Below are 19,177 nucleotides of genomic sequence, written 5' to 3' on the forward strand. Positions count from 1 at the left end.
ATGGACGACCACCGCCTGCCGGAACCCTTCCATGCCGGCGAACTGCGCGCCCAGCAGCTCGCGGGCGGCGGACCGGCAGGCGCGCCGATCCGCAGCCAGATGCCGGAGCAGCACCGCCAGTTCTTTCCCTTGCTGCGCTTCCTGTGTGTCGGCTTGGCGGACGACAGCGGATGGCCGATTGCCACGCTGCTGCACGGGGAACCGGGGTTCGTCGCGTCCCCTGATCCGGGACGGCTGCGGGTTGCCGCTGTGCCGGATGGGGACGATCCGGCGTTTTCCCACTTGGGGGAGGGCAGCGGGATCGGCATGCTCGGCATCGACCTGGGGACGCGGCGGCGCAATCGTGCCAACGGCAAGGTCGCGCAGATGGATGGCGGGGGTTTCGTGGTCGATGTGGAGCAATCGTTCGGCAACTGTCCGAAGTATATCCACGTACGCCAGCTGGACCCGGTGGAGCGGCAGAGAGGGCAGGTCGAGCGTCTTGGCGCCGCGCTGTCCGAGGATGCGCTGGCCATGATCGCGGGGTGCGAGACGATGTTCGTTGCCACTATCGGCGGCGAAGCGGGTGGGCTCGACATCTCGCATCGGGGCGGCGAGGCGGGGTTCCTGCGCTTGAAGGGGAATGTGCTGACCGTGCCGGATTATCCGGGGAATCGCTACTTCAACACGCTGGGGAACCTGCTGCTGGAGCCGCGTGCTTCGCTGGTGATTCCGGACTTCGGGACGGGGGATGTGCTGCAGTTGCAGGGTATTGCCGAGGTGCTGTGGAGGGCGGACGGGCTGGATGATCCGCGTGCGGAGCGGGCGTGGGAATTCAGTGTCGTGCGCGGATGGCTGAGGCGTGCGGCGCTTCCGCTTGTTCAGTTAGCGTAAAAACGTCGTCCCGGCCGAGGGGGACTCCGAGTCCCGGGACGACGTGTTGGAGCAAACTAAATAATCAAGCTGCCGGCAGCTTCGCCAGCTGTTCTTCCATCTTGGCGAGGGTCGCCGAGAAGTTCGCCACGCGTTCCTTCTCCTGCGCCACCACGGCCGCGGGCGCACGCGCCACGAAGCTTTCGTTCGACAGCTTGCCGTTGGCCTTGGCGATCTCGCCCTGCACGCGCGCGATCTCCTTGGACAGGCGCTCGCGCTCGGCGGCGACGTCGATCTCGACCTTGAGCATCAGCTTGGTGGTGCCGACGATCGACACGGCCGCCGGCGAATCCGGCAGCGCGTCGACGATCTGCACTTCCTGCAGCTTGCCCAGCGACTGGATGTAGGGCGCGAACACCGCCATGCGCGCGCGGTCGTCGGCGTTGCCCGGCTCCAGGAACAGCGGCACGCGCACCGACGGCGACAGCGACATCTCGCCGCGCAGGTTGCGGGTGGCGTCGGTCAGGGCCTTGAGCTGGTCCATCCAGGCTTCCGCGTCTTCGTTCACGAAGGAGGTGTCGGCCAGCGGGTAAGGCTGCAGCATGATCGAATCGCCGGTCTTGCCCGCCAGCGGCGCGACGCTCTGCCACAGGGCCTCGGTCACGAACGGGATGATCGGATGCGCCAGGCGCAGGATCACTTCCAGCACGCGCAGCAGGGTGTGGCGGGTGGCGCGCTGCTGGGCTTCCGTGCCTTGCTGGACCTGGACCTTGGCCACTTCCAGGTACCAGTCGCAGTACTCGTCCCAGACGAACTTGTAGATGGCGCTTGCGATGTTATCGAAGCGGTAGTCGGCGAAGCCCTTGGCCACGTCCAGCTCGACGCGGTTCATCAAGGAGATGATCCAGCGGTCGGCCTGCGACAGGTCGGCATCGTCCGGCTTCCCGGATGGCCGTACCCCGCAGTCCTTGCCTTCCGTGTTCATCATCACGAAGCGGGTGGCGTTCCACAGCTTGTTGCAGAAGTTGCGGTAGCCCTCGCAGCGGCCGAGGTCGAAGTTGATGTTGCGGCCCAGCGAAGCGTAGCTGGCCATGGTGAAGCGCACGGCGTCGGTGCCGAAGGCCGGGATCCCTTCCGGGAATTCCTTGCGGGTGGCCTTGGCGATCTTCTCGGCCGAACGCGGGTCCATCAGGCCGGTGGTGCGCTTGCCCACCAGGGTCTCGACGTCGATGCCGTCGATCAGGTCGATCGGGTCGAGGGTGTTGCCCTTCGACTTGGACATCTTCTGGCCCTGCGAATCGCGCACCAGGCCGTGCACGTACACGGTCTCGAACGGCACCTTGCCGGTGAAGTGGGTGGTCAGCATGACCATGCGCGCCACCCAGAAGAAGATGATGTCGAAGCCGGTCACCAGCACCGACGAGGGCAGGAACATCTTCATGTCCGGGGTCTCTTCCGGCCAGCCCATGGTGGAGAAGGGCACCAGCGCCGACGAGAACCAGGTGTCGAGCACGTCGTCGTCGCGGCGCAGCTCACCGGTGATGCCTTGCGCGGCAGCCTTGGCCTTGGCTTCCTCTTCGTCGCGTGCGACCACGATGTTCCCAAGCTCGTCGTACCAGGCCGGGATGCGGTGGCCCCACCACAGCTGGCGCGAGATGCACCAGTCCTGGATGTTGCCCAGCCACTGGTTGTAGGTGGTGGTCCAGTTCTCCGGGACGAACTTGATCTCGCCATTGGCGACCTTTTCCAGGGCCACGTCGGTGATCGACTTGCCCGGATTGAAAGTGCCTTCCGGCGCCGGCTTGCTCATGGCGACGAACCACTGGTCGGTCAGCATCGGCTCGATGACGACGCCGGTGCGGTCGCCGCGCGGCACCATCAGCTTGTGCGGCTTGACTTCGGCCAGCAGGCCTTGCGCGTCCAGGTCGGCAACGATCTGCTTGCGCGCGGCGAAGCGGTCCAGGCCCTGGTACTGGGCGGGGCCGTTCTCGTTGATCTTCGCATCCAGGGTGAAGATGTTGATCGGCTCGAGCTTGGCGCGCTGGCCGACGGCGTAGTCGTTGAAGTCGTGGGCCGGGGTGATCTTCACGCAGCCGGTGCCGAATTCCTTGTCCACGTAGCTGTCGGCGATCACCGGGATCTGGCGGCCGGTCAGCGGCAGGGTCAGCATCTTGCCGTGCAGGTGGGTATAGCGCTCGTCGGTCGGGTCGACCGCGACGGCGACGTCGCCCAGCATGGTTTCAGGACGGGTGGTGGCGACCGTCAGGTGGCCCGAGCCGTCCGCCAGCGGGTAGTTGATGTACCACATCGAGCCGTCTTCTTCCTGCGAATCGACTTCCAGGTCCGAGACGGCGGTGCCCAGCACCGGGTCCCAGTTCACCAGGCGCTTGCCGCGGTAGATCAGGCCTTGTTCGAACAGGCGCACGAAGACTTCGACCACGGTCTTGGAACGGGTTTCGTCCATGGTGAAGTATTCGCGGGTCCAGTCGGCGGAGGCGCCAAGGCGGCGCATCTGGCCGGTGATGGTGTTGCCCGACTTTTCCTTCCACTCCCAGACCTTCTCGAGGAAGGCTTCGCGGCCGAGGTCGTGGCGCGAGATCTTCTGGGCGTCGAGCTGGCGCTCGACCACGATCTGGGTGGCGATGCCGGCGTGGTCGGTGCCCGGCACCCACGCGGTGTTATAGCCGCGCATGCGGTAGTAGCGGGTCAGGCCGTCCATGACGGTCTGGTTGAACGCGTGGCCCATGTGCAGCGTGCCGGTGACGTTCGGCGGCGGCAGCTGGATGCTGAACGACGGCTTGCCCTCGTCCATGCTCGCGGTGAAGTAACCGCGCTTTTCCCACTCGGCGCGCCAGTATTGTTCAATGTCCGCTGGCTCGAAAGACTTGGCTAATTCCATGATGTGGTGGCGTAAAGATTTTGCGAAAAGAACCATTATAGAGTAGAAGCGGCTATAATTCGGCCCGTCCACCGCAAGGTGGCACACGCTAGGGGTCCTGCCTGTCGCAACTGCGACACGCGGGTGAGAAATACCCTCCGAACCTGATCTGGATAATGCCAGCGAAGGGAAGCAGTCAGCATCGCCGTGGCTCCGCACATCCGTGCTGCGCCAACGCATCCTGGCACACTCCTTTGCTGGCTCCTGTTAGCAATGCAGCAAAGGAGCCACATGAATGCACCGTTGAAGTTCGATTCCGCCACCGCCCAGGTGGACCAGGCGGCGATCGCTCCCCTCCCGAATTCCCGCAAGGTCTATATCGAAGGCAGCCGGCCCGACATCCGCGTGCCGATGCGCGAAATCAGCCAGTCGCCCACCCCGGCCAGCTTCGGCGGCGAACCGAACCCGCCGCTCTACGTCTACGACACATCCGGCGCCTACACCGACCCGGCCGCCGCCATCGACATCCGCAGCGGCCTGGGCACGCCGCGCGCGCCCTGGATCCTGGAGCGCGGCGATACCGAAGAGCTGAGCGGCCCGACCTCCGCCTACGGCCAGGCGCGCCTCGCCGACCCGGCCCTGGAGCCGCTGCGCTTCTCGCTGCAGCGCACCCCGCGCCGCGCCCGCGCCGGCAAGAACGTCACCCAGATGCACTACGCCCGCCAGGGGATCATCACGCCCGAGATGGAATTCGTGGCCCTGCGCGAGAACATGCGCCGCAAGGAGTACATCGAGTCGCTGCACGCCTCCGGCCCGATGGGCAAGCGGGTGGCCGACCTGCTCGGCCGCCAGCACCCGGGCCAGTCCTTCGGCGCCAGCATCCCGGCCGAGATCACCCCGGAATTCGTGCGCAGCGAAGTGGCGCGCGGCCGCGCCATCATCCCGGCCAACATCAACCACCCGGAAGTCGAGCCCATGATCATCGGCCGCAACTTCCTGGTGAAGGTCAACGCCAACATCGGCAACTCGGCCGTCACGTCCTCGATCGGCGAGGAAGTCGAGAAGATGACCTGGGCCATCCGCTGGGGCGCCGACACGGTCATGGACCTCTCCACCGGCAAGCATATTCACGAGACGCGCGAATGGATCGTGCGTAACAGCCCGGTCCCGATCGGCACCGTGCCGATCTACCAGGCGCTGGAAAAGGTGAACGGCAAGGCCGAGGACCTGACCTGGGAAATTTTCCGCGACACCCTGATCGAACAGGCGGAGCAGGGCGTCGACTACTTCACCATCCACGCCGGCGTGCTGCTGCGCTACGTGCCGATGACGGCAAACCGCCTGACCGGCATCGTCTCGCGCGGCGGCTCGATCATGGCCAAGTGGTGCCTGGCCCACCACAAGGAATCCTTCCTGTACACGCACTTCGAAGACATCTGCGAGATCATGAAGGCCTACGACGTGTCCTTCAGCCTGGGCGACGGCCTGCGCCCCGGCTCGATCTACGACGCCAACGACGAAGCCCAGCTGGCCGAGCTCAAGACCCTGGGCGAGCTGACCCAGATCGCCTGGAAGCACGACGTCCAGACCATCATCGAAGGCCCGGGCCACGTGCCGCTGCACCTCATTAAAGAGAACATGGACCTGCAGCTGGAGCAGTGCCACGAGGCGCCGTTCTACACCCTGGGACCGCTGACCACCGACATCGCGCCCGGCTACGACCACATCACCTCGGGCATCGGCGCGGCCAACATCGGCTGGTACGGCACCGCCATGCTGTGCTACGTGACGCCCAAGGAGCACCTGGGCCTGCCCGACAAGAACGACGTCAAGGATGGCATCATTACCTACAAGATCGCCGCCCACGCCGCCGACCTGGCCAAGGGCCATCCGGGCGCCCAGCTGCGCGACAACGCCCTGTCCAAGGCGCGCTTCGAGTTCCGCTGGGAAGACCAGTTCAACCTGGGCCTGGACCCGGACAAGGCGCGCGAATTCCACGACGAGACCCTGCCCAAGGATTCGGCCAAGGTGGCGCACTTCTGCTCGATGTGCGGCCCGCACTTCTGCTCGATGAAGATCACGCAGGAGGTGCGCGAATACGCGGCCAGGGGCATGGAAGAGAAGGCGATCGAGTTCGTGCGCAACGGCGCGCAGATCTACCGCGAGGTGTGAGCCATGCCGCAGATCCTCGTGAACGGACAAGCCTGGAGCGCGCCGGACCAGCAGTCGCTCCAGGAACTGGTCGCCGAACTGGGACTGGCGGGGCAGGGCATCGCCCTGGCCGTCAACCGCGAAGTGGTGCCGCGCCCGCAGTGGCCACAGCGCCGCCTGGCGGAACAGGACAAGGTGGACATCGTGCGCGCCATCGGCGGCGGCTGAAAGGAGACAGCAATGAATGCAATGACTGAACTGAAGAACGACGACCTCTTGACCATCGCGGGCCGCCAGTACGGCTCGCGCCTGCTGGTCGGCAGCGGCAAGTACCGCGACCTGGACCAGACCCGCGAAGCGACCCTGGCGGCCGGCGCGGAAATCATCACCGTGGCGATCCGCCGCGTGAACATCGGCCAGGACCCGAACGCGCCCAGCCTGCTGGACGTGCTGCCCCCGGGCGAATTCACCATCCTGCCGAATACGGCGGGCTGCTACACCGCCAAGGACGCGGTCTACACCCTGCAAATGGCGCGCGAACTCCTGAACGGCCACAAGCTGGTCAAGCTGGAAGTGCTGGGCGACGAGAAGACCCTGTTCCCGCACATGCCGGAGACCCTCAAGGCGGCCGAGACCCTGGTGAAGGACGGCTTCGACGTCATGGTCTACTGCAGCGACGATCCGATCCAGGCGCGCATCCTGCAGGAGATCGGCTGCGTGGCGGTGATGCCGCTGGCTTCGCTGATCGGCTCGGGCATGGGTATCCTGAATCCGTGGAACCTGCGCCTGGTGATCGAACAGGCTACGGTGCCGGTGCTGGTCGATGCCGGCGTGGGCACGGCCTCGGATGCGGCCATCGCCATGGAGCTGGGCTGTGACGGCGTCCTGATGAACACCGCCATCGCCGCTGCCCGGGACCCGGTGCGCATGGCGCGCGCCATGAAGCACGCGGTGCAGGCCGGCCGCGACGCCTTCCTGGCCGGCCGCATGCCGAAGCGCTTCGCCGCCTCGCCGTCCTCGCCGGTGGAAGGGAAAATCACCGGATGAGCGCCAACGTGCTCGTGTTCGCCGGGCTCGATCCCGGCGGCGGGGCCGGCCTGGCCGCGGACATCCTGGCGATCGCGGCCCAGGGCGCGCATGCGCTGCCGGTCGCGACCACCTTGACCGCGCAGGACAACAACCGCGTGTTCGAGGTGGAGCCGGTGGCCAGCAGCATGGTGCTGCGCCAGGCCGATCCGCTCATCAGGAGCTGCTGGATCGATGCGGTCAAGATCGGCATCCCGGGCAGCGCGGCCAATGCCGAGGCGATCGCCGTCGTGGTGCGCCGCCTGCGCGAGCGCAATCCCGGCCTGCCGGTGGTGCTCGACCCGGTGCTGGCCAGCGGCCACGGCCAAGCGCTGGGGCGGGGCGATCCGGCCGCTGCTTTACGCGAACTGCTGGCCCTGGCCACGATCGCGGTGCCCAACCTGCCGGAAGCGGCCGCGCTGGGCGAACTGCCCTGCGAGCACGTGCTGGTCACCGGCGGCCACACGGACGGCAACCTGGTCGTCAACCGCTGGCTGCGCGGCGGCGCCGACATCCGCAGCTGGGGCTGGCCGCGCCTGCCCCATGAATATCACGGCAGCGGCTGCACCCTGGCCGCCGCCATCGCGGCGCGCCTGGCCCTGGGCGACGAGATGGAAGCCGCGCTGTCGCGCGCCCAGGCCTATACCTACCGCACCCTGGACCAGGCCTTCGCCATCGCACCGGGGCAGCGCATTCCGCGCCGCATCCTCACCCCCTGAAAGGATTTTTTATGCGAGGCTTATATTTGGTCACGCCCAACTGGGACGACACCGAGCGCCTGCTCGCCCTCACCGACAGCGCGCTGGCCGCAGGCGCCGCGCTGGTCCAGTACCGGCACAAGGACGCCAGCGCGGCGTTGCGCGCGGAGCAGGCGCAAGCCCTGCTGGCGCTGTGCCGCCGGCGCGGCCGGCAGCTGGTCGTCAACGACCACCTCGACCTCTGCCGCGATATCGATGCCGACGGCGTGCACGTCGGCCACACCGACATGGCGGTGGCGCAGGCGCGTGCGCTGCTGGGCAAGGACAAGATCGTCGGCGCTTCCTGCTACGGCGAGCTGGACCTGGCGCTGTCGGCCCAGGATGCGGGCGCCAGCTACGTGGCCTTCGGCGGTTTCTATCCTTCGCCGGTCAAGAAATACAGCTTCGTGACCCCGCCCGAGCTGCTCGACCGTGCGCGCGAAAAGATCGGTGTGCCCATCGTGGTCATCGGCGGCATGACGCCCGCCAACGCCGCGCCGCTGGTGGCGCTCGGGGCCGACATGGTGGCGGCGATCACCAGCGTGTACGGGGCCGACGATCCCGCCGCGGCCGTACGCGCATTCGGACTCCTGTTCGAGGCGCGCTGAACCTACAATAGGCGCATCGAGACTTTCGCCTGTACAAAGCCATGCGACTCACGCGCCTGTTCATCCATACCCGGCATCATCCGTCCGCGATCCTGCTCATGGTCCAGCTGACCGGGATGCTGCTGTATCCCTTCATCGAGCCTTCGCCCGATAGCCACGTGGCCTTCAATGCCTTCGGCATCCTGGTGCTGGCGTTTACGATCCGCATGGTGCGCCGCACGCCGGGCGAAACCGGGATCAGCGTGGCGCTGGCCGTGCCGATCATCATCTTGCTGGTGCTGCAGTCGCTGTTCGACATGCCTGGACTGCTGCGCTGGTCGTCCGGCCTCGAGGCCTTGTTTTACCTGTATGCGGCCGGGAGCCTGGTGGCCTACATGATGGAGGACCAGCGCGCCACCACCGACGAACTGTTCGCGGCAGCCGCCACCTTCACCTTGCTGGCCTGGGGCTTCACCCACCTCTACATTTTGGTGCAGGAGCTGCAGCCGGGCACCTACGCTGCCGCCGTCAACGCCGCGGCGCCGCGCACCTGGACCGAATTGAATTACCTGAGCTTCGCGCTGCTGTCGAGTACCGGCATCGGCGACGTGATTCCTCTCACGCCGCACGCAAGGGCGCTGGCCAGCGTCGAGATGCTGGTCGGGCTGATGTACCTGGCGGCGGTGGTGGCGCGCCTGATCGGTTTCACGACGACCAGCAAGGTTGCGCGCCGCCGGGGTAGGGACGCGGACGACACCTGGGACCAGGATTGACGGATAGAATGGGATTTTCCATTCTTAGAAGGCTTCCCGTGGACATGCCCACCGCATCGCTACTCATTCGCCGCTTCCAGGCCCACGAATGGCCGGCCTATCGCGCGATCCGCCTGCGCTCGCTGGGCGATGCGCCGGACGCCTTCGGCAGCACGCTGGAGGCGGAGCAGGCCTATCCCGACGATACCTGGTCCGGACGGCTGGCGCGTTCCGAGGTGTCGGGCATCGATTGTCCGCTGGCGGCGGAGCTCGACGGGCAGCTGGTCGGGCTGACCTGGGCCAAGGTGGATGGCGAGGATCCCTTGCTCGTCAACCTGTTCCAGATGTGGGTGGCGCCGGAGGCGCGCGGACGGCGCGTGGCGGCGGCTTTGCTGGATGAGGCGATTGCCTGGGCCAGGGCACGCGGTGCGCGGGCGATGCGGCTGGGTGTCGAGTGCGGGAATGCTGCAGCTCTGCGTTTGTACGAGAACGCAGGGTTCCGGGATGTCGGGGTGCGCGAGCCGATGCGGCCGGGGTCGGAGCTGGTTGAGCAGAGGATGTGGTTGGATTTGCTGTAGCGGTTTGCATGTAGAACTTAGGTTCCGGCCAAGGGGGACTCGGCGTCCCCCTCGGCCGGAACCCAAGTTTCTAAGCGCACCACAAAAAAAAAGGACGCCGAAGCGTCCTTTTTGTCCTGCTCGAAGAGCCGGATTAGTTACCGCAGCCCAGGGCCTTGATGCGGTCGTAGGCAGCCTTCGCCTGGACCAGGCCGTAGCCGTACTTGGTGTCGCGGCCGGCGGTGCCCAGGTCCTGTGCGGACTTGGTCAGCGAAGCGCGCATCTGTGCGCTGGTGCAGGTCGGGAAGTAGCTCCACACCAGGGCAGCGACTGCCGACACGTGCGGGGTCGCCATCGAGGTGCCGTCGTAGTAAGCGTAGTTGGTCTTCTTCACGCCCACGGTTGCGCTCTGGCCCAGCTGGCCCTTCATTGCCGCGCCGTCGGTGTCGCTCGCAGTGACCGACGGGATCTTGGTCACGGTGGTGCCCAGGGTGCCGCCGAAGCTGCCCGCTACGTTGTTGTACACGATGGCGCCGACGCCGCCGCTCTTTTCGCAGTTCGAGACCTTGACCGCGAAGTCGATGTTGCCGCGCTGGATCAGGCAGACCTTGCCGGACACGTTGGTGTTGATGGCGTCGCCCAGGCCGAAGTCGGCCAGCGCAGCGGTCGCGGTGGCGACCGGCGAACCTTCCATCGAGCCTGCGGTGTAGTTGACGCCGCCCACGGTCAGGACGCCTTCGGTGCCGCCGCCCATCGGGACGGTCGACAGCACGCCGACGCCAGGACCGGCGAGTTCGACCTTGCTGTTGTACTGCGAGAAGGTGGCCCAGGCCTTGTTCTCGTCGACCGCGCCGACCATCACCACACTGCTGTAGCCAGCCGGGTAGGAGATCACGGTGTTGCCGTCGTTGCCGGCGGCGGCGACGTTCAGCACGCCCTTCGAGTACAGGCTGTCGAAGGCGCGCTGCTCGGTCTTGCTTGCCCGTCCGCCGCCCAGCGACATCGAGATCACGTTGGCGCCTGCTGCGCCGCACTTGTTGGCGGCCGAAGCCAGGGTCGAGGAGTAAGCCCAGCCGTCGGCGCCGAACACCTTGACGATGTGCAGTTTCAGCAGCTTGTTCGAGTTGACGCCGACCACGCCGACGCCGCTGTTGTTGACGGCGGCGATGGTGCCGGCCACGTGGGTGCCGTGGTGGTTTTCGTCGGTGTACCACCAGCCGGTGCCGGCATCGTATTCGCCGGTGACGCTGTTGGCGGAGAGGTCTTCATGGTTGCGGTCGTAGCCCGAGTCGATGATGCAGACCTTGCGGTTGCCGGTGTTGGCATCCGACAGCAGGTCGGCTTGCACTTGCTTGATACCGTACGGAACTTGCTGGCCGAGCGTGTACGGGGTGCCGGTCGATGGGCTGGTCAGGGCGAAGGGCTTGCGCACCACGTCTTCTTCGATGTACTCGACGTTCGGATTGTTTTCCAGGCCTTTCAGCGCCACGTTCGGCACTTCGATGGCCATGGCGTTCATGCCGAAGATTTCGTGCTTGACGGAACCTTTGGCGGCGGCAACAGCCGATTTCATCTTGGCGGCTGCGCCTGGTTTGAAGGCCACGATGACGCGGGTGGTATCAGGAGTTGCTGCCTGGGCGCCGCCGAAAACGCCGGCTGCGATCAGGGCGGTGAGGCAGATGCTGAGGGATTTCGATGCGCGAGTGACTTGACGTGCCATGAATCTTCTCCGTAAGAATACTTATGGTTATCCGGGCAAAGGGCCGCGGGGGATCGTTGTCTCCACACACATGTGTACACATGTGATCAGTCCAGTGTATTTCGAAAACTTCTACCTAAGCAAACAACTCATCAATCGTGTGGATGAAAACAGACTCATCAGGACAACATTGTTCTTCCAGGACATGAGTTGCCAATAAAGAAGGACGCCGTAGCGTCCTTCTTTATTCACTACGGGCAGAATTACTTGCCGCAGCCCAGCGACTTGATGCGATCATAGGCAGCTTTTGCCTGCACCAGGCCGTAGCCGTACTTGGTGTCGCGGCCGGCGGTGCCCAGATCTTGCGCGCTGTTGATCAGCGAAGTGCGCATCTGAGCGGCGGTACAGGTCGGGAAGTAGCTCCACACGAGGGCAGCGACTGCCGATACGTGCGGGGTCGCCATCGAGGTGCCGTCGTAGTAGGCGTAGTTGGTCGCCTTCACGCCCACGGTTGCGCTCTGGCCGAGCTGGCCTTTCATCGCCGCGCCATCGGTGTCGGTCGCGGTGACCGACGGGATGTTGGTGACGGTGGTGCCCAGGGTGCCGCCGAAGGCGCCTGCCACGTTGTTGTACACGATGGCGCCGACGCCGCCGCTGGCCTGGCAGTTCGAGACCTTGGTCGCGAAGTCCACGGTGCCGCGTGCGATCAGGCAGACCTTGCCGGAGACAGCAGTGTTGACGGCGTCGCCGATGCCGAAGTCGGCCAGCGCAGCGGTCGCGGTGGTGACCGGCGAGCCTTCCATCGAACCGGGAGCGTAGTTGACGCCGCCGACCGTCAGGACGCCTTCGGTGCCGCCGCCCATCGGGACGGTCGACAGCACGCCGACGCCAGGACCGGCCAGTTCGACCTTGCTGTTGTACTGCGAGAAGGTGGCCCACTGCTTGTTCTCGTCGACCGCGCCGACCATCACCACGCTGCTGTAGCCAGCCGGGTAGGAGATCACGGTGTTGCCGTCGTTGCCGGCAGCGGCAATGTTCAGCACGCCCTTCGAGTAAAGGCTGTCGAAGGCTTTCTGCTCGGTCATGCTGGCGCGGCCGCCGCCCAGCGACATCGAGATCACGTTGGCGCCTGCTGCGCCGCACTTGTTGGCGGCCGAAGCCAGGGTCGAGGAGTAAGCCCAGCCGTCGGCGCCGAACACCTTGACGATGTGCAGTTTCAGCAGCTTGTTCGAGTTGACGCCGACCACGCCGACGCCGCTGTTGTTGACGGCGGCGATGGTGCCGGCCACGTGGGTGCCGTGGTGGTTTTCGTCGGTGTACCACCAGCCGGTGCCGGCATCGTATTCGCCGGTGACGCTGTTGGCGGAGAGGTCTTCATGGTTGCGGTCGTAGCCCGAGTCGATGATGCAGACCTTGCGGTTGCCGGTGTTGGCATCCGACAGCAGGTCGGCTTGCACTTGCTTGATACCGTACGGAACTTGCTGGCCGAGCGTGTACGGGGTGCCGGTCGATGGGCTGGTCAGGGCGAAGGGCTTGCGCACCACGTCTTCTTCGATGTACTCGACGTTCGGATTGTTTTCCAGGCCTTTCAGCGCCACGGCCGGAACTTCGATGGCCATGGCGTTCATGCCGAAGATTTCGTGCTTGACGGAACCTTTGGCGGCGGCAACAGCCGATTTCATCTTGGCGGCTGCGCCCGGCTTGAAGGCCACGATGACGCGGGTGGTATCAGGCGCTGCTGCCTGGGCGCTGCCGAAAACGCCGGCTGCGATCAGAGCGGTGAGGCAGATGCTAAGGGACTTCGATGCGCGAGTGTCTTTACTTACCATGAATCTTCTCCGTATTGATACTTATTGTTTAAGCCCGCAGCTCGTGGCCACGGACGATGTCTCCACACTTGTAAATATGCACATGTGGTAAATCCAGTGTATTTGGAAAAGTTCTGTATATGCAATCAACATTTCAATTGTGTGTACACGAAATGTAACAACTATGTAACGCACTGTTGATTCCGCGCAAGATTTGTGCTGCATGCTATTCTTTTTCTCAAGCACCATTTTTAGACGGCGCCGGCTGGCCGCAGCGCCGCATGGCCGTCTGTTTTTCATAGGAGAACAAGCATGGAAACCCCGGCCGTGGTGCGTCGCCTGGTCCTGATCGTCGACGACGACACCTTGCTGCGCGAGTACCTTGGCGAGGTGTTGCGCCACGCCGGTTACGACACAATTGAGGCCGGCACCTCGGCCCAGGCGCTGCGCGCGATTGAAGAGCGCGGGCGCGATGTGGCCTTGGCCATGCTCGACATCGCCATGCCCGGCATGTCGGGGCTGGAGCTGGCGCGCCTGCTGCGCGAAGAAACCGATATTCCCTTCCTGTTCCTGTCCGCCAACGACGATGCCGATTCTGCACGCGCGGCGGCAGAGGCGGGCGCGGTCGGCTATGTCGTCAAGCCGGTCGATGCGCCGCGCCTGCTGGCCGCCTTCGAAGCGGCGCTGGCGCGCGGCGACGACATCCGGCGCCTGCGCCGCAGCGAAGCCAGCCTGACGTCGGCCCTGGCGGCCGGGCGCGAGACCAGCATCGCCGTCGGCGTGCTGATGGCGCGTTTCCACATCGACCGCCAGCTCGCCTTCGACGTGCTGCGCGACCAGGCCCGTTCGCAGCGGCGCAAGCTGAGCGAGGTCGCCGAGCAGATTCTGAGCGCCGAGGAAACCATGAACACCCTGCACGGCGCCATCGCCGAACGGCTGCGCGCCCGGTAAATACAGGCTTTCTTTCCAGCTATGCGGCGCACGCGCGTGCGCCAGCCTTGTTATCATGTCCAACTTTATGGTTCGACAAGTCGGACCGCTCATCCATTCTTGAGTCACAGGAAGAGAACATGAAAACCAAGGCAGCAATTGCATGGAAGGCGGGCCATCCGCTGACGATCGAGGAAGTCGAGCTCGAAGGTCCGAAGGCGGGCGAAGTGCTGGTCGAAGTCAAGGCCACGGGCATTTGCCACACCGACTACTACACCTTGTCGGGTGCCGATCCGGAAGGCATTTTCCCGGCCATCCTCGGCCATGAGGGGGCGGGCGTGGTGGTCGATGTCGGCCCCGGCGTGACCAGCCTGCGCAAGGACGACCACGTCATTCCGCTCTACACGCCCGAATGCCGCCAGTGCAAGTTCTGCCTGTCGCAGAAGACCAATTTGTGCCAGGCCATCCGCTCCACCCAGGGCCGCGGCCTGATGCCGGACGCGACCTCCCGCTTTTCGCTGGACGGCAAGCCGATCTACCACTACATGGGCACGTCGACCTTCTCGAACTACATCGTGGTTCCTGAAATCGCGCTGGCCAAGGTGCGCTCGGACGCGCCTTTCGACAAGATCTGCTACATCGGCTGCGGCGTGACCACCGGCATCGGCGCCGTGATCTTCACCGCCAAGGTGGAGGCGGGCGCCAACGTGGTCGTGTTCGGCCTGGGCGGCATCGGCCTGAACGTGATCCAGGCGGCCAAGATGGTCGGCGCCGACAAGATCATCGGCGTAGACCTGAACCCGGAACGCGAAGCCATGGCGCGCAAGTTCGGCATGACCCACTTCATCAACCCGACCAAGGTCGAGAACGTGGTCGACAGCATCGTCCAGCTGACCGATGGCGGCGCGGACTACAGCTTCGAGTGCGTGGGCAACGTCAACACCATGCGCCAGGCACTGGAGTGCTGCCACAAGGGCTGGGGCCAGTCGATCATCATCGGCGTGGCGGCCGCCGGGCAGGAAATCTCGACCCGGCCGTTCCAGCTGGTCACCGGGCGCGTGTGGAAGGGATCGGCCTTCGGCGGCGCGCGCGGACGCACCGACGTGCCGCGCATCGTCGACTGGTACATGGAAAACAAGATCAATATCGACGACCTGATCACCCACCACCTGCCGCTCGAGCGCATCAACGAAGGCTTCGACCTGATGAAATCGGGCGAGTCGATCCGCTCGGTCGTCGTCTTCTAACTCCTTGGCGCTGTCGCTGTTACGTGTGGAAGAGGCCCATCGCCGCTCGTAGGAATCGCTCAGGCGAAGCGATGCGCGCGCCGTCCAGCGCCCATTGCCAGCCCAGGTAGTTCGGCAGGTAACGCGAGGCGACGCCGTGAAAGCGCGCCAGCCATTGCCGGAAGCGTCGGTGGTAGGCGTTCACGTTTTGTACATGGATCGCTCCGCGTACGCGCTCGCCGGCGCGCAGGTTGACGCATTCGTGAGAAATGCCGGCTTCGCGCGCGAAGGCCCGGTAGGCGGCATGCGCATCGGTCACCAGCAGCACGTCCGGATCGAGCACGGGCAGTAGATGCCGGAACAACTGCTTCTTCGTCACCGCGCCCCGGCCGGTGATGAAATCGTGTGTTTGCCCGGTGCGGTCGCGGGCAACGAGGACGCAAACATGCTCGTGCGAGATGCCGCGCGTGGAGGCCACCCCACCGCGCCGGCGCGCCGGGCGGTTCAGCTGGCGCGAGCCCTTTTGCGATTCGAGCAGGAACAGCTCGTCGGCTTCGGCAATGCCGTTCAGGCGCTGCGGCCTGTCGTGTTTGGCAAGCTCCAGGAAGCGGTGACGCCAGCGAAAGCTCGTGTTCCGGTGCACGCCGACTGCCTTGGCCGCCGCGCGGACGCTGTTGGCGTCCAGCATCTTGTCGAGGTAATCGAGCCATTTGGCGCGATGGCGCAGGCGCGACAGCGGCGTGCCGCTCAGGGCAGTAAAGGTTTTGCCGCACGCGCGGCATCGATAGCGCTGCAGGCCGCGGTTCCGGCCATGCCGATACGGCCGCTCGGCCTTGCACGCTGGGCAGCAGGGCGCCGGCCCGTCCATTCCTTCGATCGCTTCGCAGAGCCGGTCTAGTCCGAGCGCCGGCGTCAGTATCTCCAGGAGTCTGCCGCGCTGATTTTTGGACAGCAGCGGCAGTTGCCGCAACCACTTCGTGAATCGCCTGCCTTCCATTTCCACCCTCCGCCGTCGACGTCGATTAACGACACTTGGACAAGGACGGAACTCGGCAGTTCAATTTCTACACTTAACGCGGACAGCGCCAATTCCTTCCCCCTCGGCCTGCGCAGCGTTTCCCGCGCAGGCCGCTTCCTTCCGCTCTGTTCCGCATTTTCGACGGTCTGTCGCACCGCAATGGCGTCCGTACGCCCGCATCCCTACAGTGCATCCATGGGCGGCTTCGCACGCCTCGATGTAGAAAAAAAGTTCTAGACAAAAGAATCTAGACAAATTATTCTAGTTTCAACGTGAAGGAGAAGCGATGAGCGAGATGCTGGCGGTGGTGGCGAGCAGCCTGGCCTGGGCCTTGCTGGATTTTGTCTGGCAAGGCCTGCTGGTGGCCTGGGTGGCGGCCATCGTGATGATGATGATGCGCGGCGCCCGTCCGCAGGCGCGCTATGCGGTGGCCTGCGCGGCCCTGCTGCTGTGCGCCGCGCTGCCGCTGGCCGGCACGGTGCAGCGCATCCTCGATGCCGACACCACGACGACCATGCTGCCGCTGGCGACCCTGGCCATGGCCGACGTGTCCGCGCAGCAGGCGCCGGTAGTGGCGCTCGACCCGGAACGGGTGGCCGGCTGGGAAAGCGCGCTGCAGGCGCGGCTGCCTCTGGTGGTGCTGTTCTGGGCCTGCGGGGCAGGGCTGCTGGCGCTGCGCATGGCCTTCGGCCTGCTCTGGGTGCGCCGGCGCAGCCAGCCCGGCCACTACCGTGGCGACCCGTATTGGCAGGCCCGGCTGGACGAGCTGGCGCGGCGCTTCGGCATCGCGCGCCGCGTCACCCTGGGCCTGGTCGACGACCTCAGCAGCCCGGTGACGGCCGGCTGGTGGCGCCCGGTGGTGCTGGTGCCGGCGTCCCTGGCGACGGGCATGCCGCCGCATTTGCTGGAAGCGCTGCTGGCGCACGAGCTGGCCCATGTACGGCGCTTCGACTACCTCGTAAACCTGATTCAAAGCGCGATCGAGATCCTGCTGTTCTACCACCCGGCGGTGTGGTGGCTGTCGCAGCGGATCCGCAGCGAGCGCGAACAGATTGCAGATGATTTAGCCGCAAGCGAGCTCGGCGAACCGCGGCGCCTGGCACTTGCATTGTCCGAACTGGACTTGTTCCAGTTCACCCCGCAACTTGCCCCAGGGGCACACGGAGGAGATCTCATGTCTCGCATCAAACGCCTGGTTCGTCCTGAAGCCGAACCGCTCAACTGGAAACTGGCCCTTCCCATCCTTGGCCTGGCCACCTGCGCCGCGCTGTATTCCTGGACCGCCCCGGCCCATGCCGCGCCCCAGGCTACCCAGGAGTCCGCTCAAGAGGCCAGGTCGGAACGCCGCGAACCCCGCGTGGTCCGCGAAGCCGCCCGCGGCGAACCCTATGCCGTGGTGCGCGCCAAGGAAGGCGGCTTCAACATCAGCGGCAGCAGCGACGACTGGGACGACGTCAAGGCGGCGCGAAAGGCGATCGACGGCGAGTTCGTCTGGTTCCGCGAGAACGGCCGCTCGTACTATATCCAGGACCGCGAGCTGATGGCCAAGGTCAATGCGGCCTGGGCGCCGGTGGATCGCCTGGGCAAGCAGATGGATGTCTACGGCAAGGAGATGGACAAGCACGGCAAGAAGATGGAAGCGCTGGGACACCGGATGGAGGAGGCCTCGAGCGGCTTCAAGCCGGTCGCCAACAAGGGCGAGCTGCGCGAGATCGAAGACGGCATGCGGGCGCTGGGCGAGCAGATGGAAAACCTTGGCCGCGAACTGGCCGGCGCCCGCGACGATGACGAGCGCGAGCGCATCGAGCGCCGCATGGAAGAGACGGGCAAGCGCATGGAACAGGCTGGCAAACGCATGGAGCAGGCCTACAATTCGCCGCAGATGCGCAAGGCCCATGCCGAGATGGAAGCGCTGGGCGACCAGATGAAGGAAGCGGGCAAGCCGATGGACGCCCTGGGCAAGCGCATGGGGACGCTCGGCAAGGAGATGGAACGCGAGAGCAAGGCGGCGGACCAGACCGTGCGTGGCCTGATTCGTGACGCAAAGGAAAGGGGCCTGGCGAAGCCTGTTCCTGCCGCCGCACAGCGGCCGGATAGCGCGCGTACCGGAGAAGGCTGGGTCATCAAGCCGCAGGTCCTGGTGGGTGATGCAAGCGTGATCGGAACATCGGTGGGGGCAAAATAACGGGCCTGGGTCTGCATGCCTGAGTGGCCATCAGAAAAAAACGCCACCATGAAGGTGGCGTTTTTCATCAGCAGGCAAGCGAATCAGTGCTGGCTGATCTTCCCACGCCAGGCGCCAGTCTCCGACCCGCGCTTCTCCAGCAGCTCCTTGAAGTTCGACAGGTTGGCGCGCGCTTCCATGCGCACCGCGCCGAAGGCGTCGCCGATCGCCTCCATCGCACCTTCCGGCTCGTAGTCCATCTGCAGCGCGATGCGGGTGCAGGTGTCCGAGATCTTGTGGAAGGTCACCACGCCGCCGTTCTTCACGCCGGTGACGCTGCGCCATGCGATGCGCTGGTCCGGGATCTGCTCGGTGATTTCGGCATCCCATTCCTTCTCTTCGCCGGCCACGTTCGCGCGCCAGTGCAGGTGCTTGTCGTCCAGCTGGCGGATTTCCTTCACGCTCTTCATGAATTGTGGGAAATCTTCGAACTGGGTCCACTGGTTATAGGCGGTGCGGACAGGCACGTTCACTTCGATCGTTTCGACGATCGACGAGCTGGCGCCATAGCCCTTGTTTTTCTTCAGTTGCTTCGACAGCATCATGCCACCCACAGCGAGGGCGGCGACAGTAACCACGCGATTCAGCATTTTCTGATCTCCTTAAGGGCAAGAAGCGGCGCCGCATGCATCCACGATGTGGCCCATACCGATAGGCATGCGGTCAGCCGGCTTCGGCTTCAAAAACGACCTT

General features: G+C 65.2%; 16 protein-coding genes and 1 riboswitch. Of the genes, 11 read left to right on the plus strand and 5 right to left on the minus strand.

From position 1 onward, the window contains the following. Entirely contained in the window at positions 1–873 is an 873-nt protein-coding gene (locus KBW95_RS06545; protein ID WP_211527756.1) for a pyridoxamine 5'-phosphate oxidase family protein, read from the plus strand. A 64-nt stretch (positions 874–937) separates the two neighbouring features. Here the strand turns inward: KBW95_RS06545 and KBW95_RS06550 are convergent, their stop codons facing one another. Then, complete coding sequence (locus tag KBW95_RS06550) at positions 938–3,751, minus strand: valine--tRNA ligase (RefSeq protein ID WP_211527763.1); 2,814 nt, start codon at positions 3,749–3,751, stop codon at positions 938–940. A gap of 80 nt (positions 3,752–3,831) precedes the next feature. Then, a riboswitch (TPP riboswitch) is annotated at positions 3,832–3,938 on the plus strand. 83 nt (positions 3,939–4,021) lie between these two features. Here KBW95_RS06550 and thiC point away from each other — a divergent pair. Genes thiC through KBW95_RS06585 form a run of 7 tightly spaced genes read left to right on the plus strand, consistent with a single transcriptional unit; the run spans position 4,022 to position 9,600 of the window. Further along, a complete protein-coding gene (thiC, locus tag KBW95_RS06555; RefSeq protein ID WP_211527765.1) occupies positions 4,022–5,902 on the plus strand; it encodes a phosphomethylpyrimidine synthase ThiC in 1,881 nt (626 codons plus the stop codon). Between the two features lie 3 nt (positions 5,903–5,905). Next, positions 5,906–6,109, plus strand: coding sequence for a sulfur carrier protein ThiS (gene thiS / locus KBW95_RS06560; protein WP_211525588.1), 204 nt, complete (start codon positions 5,906–5,908; stop codon positions 6,107–6,109). A 21-nt stretch (positions 6,110–6,130) separates the two neighbouring features. After that, positions 6,131–6,928, plus strand: coding sequence for a thiazole synthase (locus KBW95_RS06565; protein WP_373888764.1), 798 nt, complete (start codon positions 6,131–6,133; stop codon positions 6,926–6,928). Further along, entirely contained in the window at positions 6,925–7,665 is a 741-nt protein-coding gene (locus KBW95_RS06570; protein ID WP_211525590.1) for a bifunctional hydroxymethylpyrimidine kinase/phosphomethylpyrimidine kinase, read from the plus strand. The genes KBW95_RS06565 and KBW95_RS06570 overlap by 4 nt, the downstream gene beginning before the upstream one ends. 11 nt (positions 7,666–7,676) lie before the next feature. Then, positions 7,677–8,291, plus strand: coding sequence for a thiamine phosphate synthase (gene thiE / locus KBW95_RS06575; RefSeq protein ID WP_211527768.1), 615 nt, complete (start codon positions 7,677–7,679; stop codon positions 8,289–8,291). A gap of 41 nt (positions 8,292–8,332) precedes the next feature. Further along, positions 8,333–9,043 carry an ion channel gene (locus KBW95_RS06580; RefSeq protein ID WP_211525592.1) on the plus strand — a complete coding sequence of 237 codons (711 nt, stop codon included), beginning with the start codon at positions 8,333–8,335 and terminating at the stop codon, positions 9,041–9,043. Positions 9,044–9,087: 44 nt separating this feature from the next. Further along, entirely contained in the window at positions 9,088–9,600 is a 513-nt protein-coding gene (locus tag KBW95_RS06585; protein ID WP_211525598.1) for a GNAT family N-acetyltransferase, read from the plus strand. 133 nt (positions 9,601–9,733) lie between these two features. Here KBW95_RS06585 and KBW95_RS06590 read toward each other — a convergent pair whose 3' ends face one another. Together KBW95_RS06590 and KBW95_RS06595 are read right to left on the minus strand one after the other, a co-directional pair. After that, on the minus strand, positions 9,734–11,299 hold the full coding sequence (locus tag KBW95_RS06590) for a S8 family serine peptidase (protein WP_211527770.1): 1,566 nt from the start codon (positions 11,297–11,299) through the stop codon (positions 9,734–9,736). Between the two features lie 242 nt (positions 11,300–11,541). Further along, positions 11,542–13,107, minus strand: coding sequence for a S8 family serine peptidase (locus KBW95_RS06595; protein WP_211527772.1), 1,566 nt, complete (start codon positions 13,105–13,107; stop codon positions 11,542–11,544). A gap of 291 nt (positions 13,108–13,398) precedes the next feature. Between KBW95_RS06595 and KBW95_RS06600 the strand changes: the two genes are divergently transcribed. Both KBW95_RS06600 and KBW95_RS06605 read left to right on the plus strand, forming a co-directional pair. Then, positions 13,399–14,037, plus strand: coding sequence for an ANTAR domain-containing response regulator (locus KBW95_RS06600; protein WP_211527186.1), 639 nt, complete (start codon positions 13,399–13,401; stop codon positions 14,035–14,037). 119 nt (positions 14,038–14,156) lie between these two features. Continuing rightward, positions 14,157–15,263, plus strand: coding sequence for an S-(hydroxymethyl)glutathione dehydrogenase/class III alcohol dehydrogenase (locus KBW95_RS06605; RefSeq protein WP_211527185.1), 1,107 nt, complete (start codon positions 14,157–14,159; stop codon positions 15,261–15,263). A 19-nt stretch (positions 15,264–15,282) separates the two neighbouring features. Here KBW95_RS06605 and KBW95_RS06610 read toward each other — a convergent pair whose 3' ends face one another. Next, positions 15,283–16,239 (minus strand): IS1595 family transposase, encoded by a 957-nt coding sequence (locus KBW95_RS06610; protein WP_211527774.1) that lies wholly within the window; start codon positions 16,237–16,239, stop codon positions 15,283–15,285. A 307-nt stretch (positions 16,240–16,546) separates the two neighbouring features. On the opposite strand from KBW95_RS06610, the gene KBW95_RS06615 reads away from it, so the two are divergent. Beyond that, entirely contained in the window at positions 16,547–18,445 is a 1,899-nt protein-coding gene (locus tag KBW95_RS06615; protein WP_229429584.1) for a M56 family metallopeptidase, read from the plus strand. A gap of 83 nt (positions 18,446–18,528) precedes the next feature. On the opposite strand, the gene KBW95_RS06620 is transcribed toward KBW95_RS06615, so the two are convergent. Continuing rightward, a complete protein-coding gene (locus KBW95_RS06620) occupies positions 18,529–19,074 on the minus strand; it encodes an SRPBCC family protein (RefSeq protein ID WP_211526155.1) in 546 nt (181 codons plus the stop codon). Positions 19,075–19,177 lie beyond the last annotated feature (103 nt).

This window comes from Massilia sp. ZL223 (assembly GCF_018119395.1).
Lineage (GTDB): Bacteria > Pseudomonadota > Gammaproteobacteria > Burkholderiales > Burkholderiaceae_D > Telluria.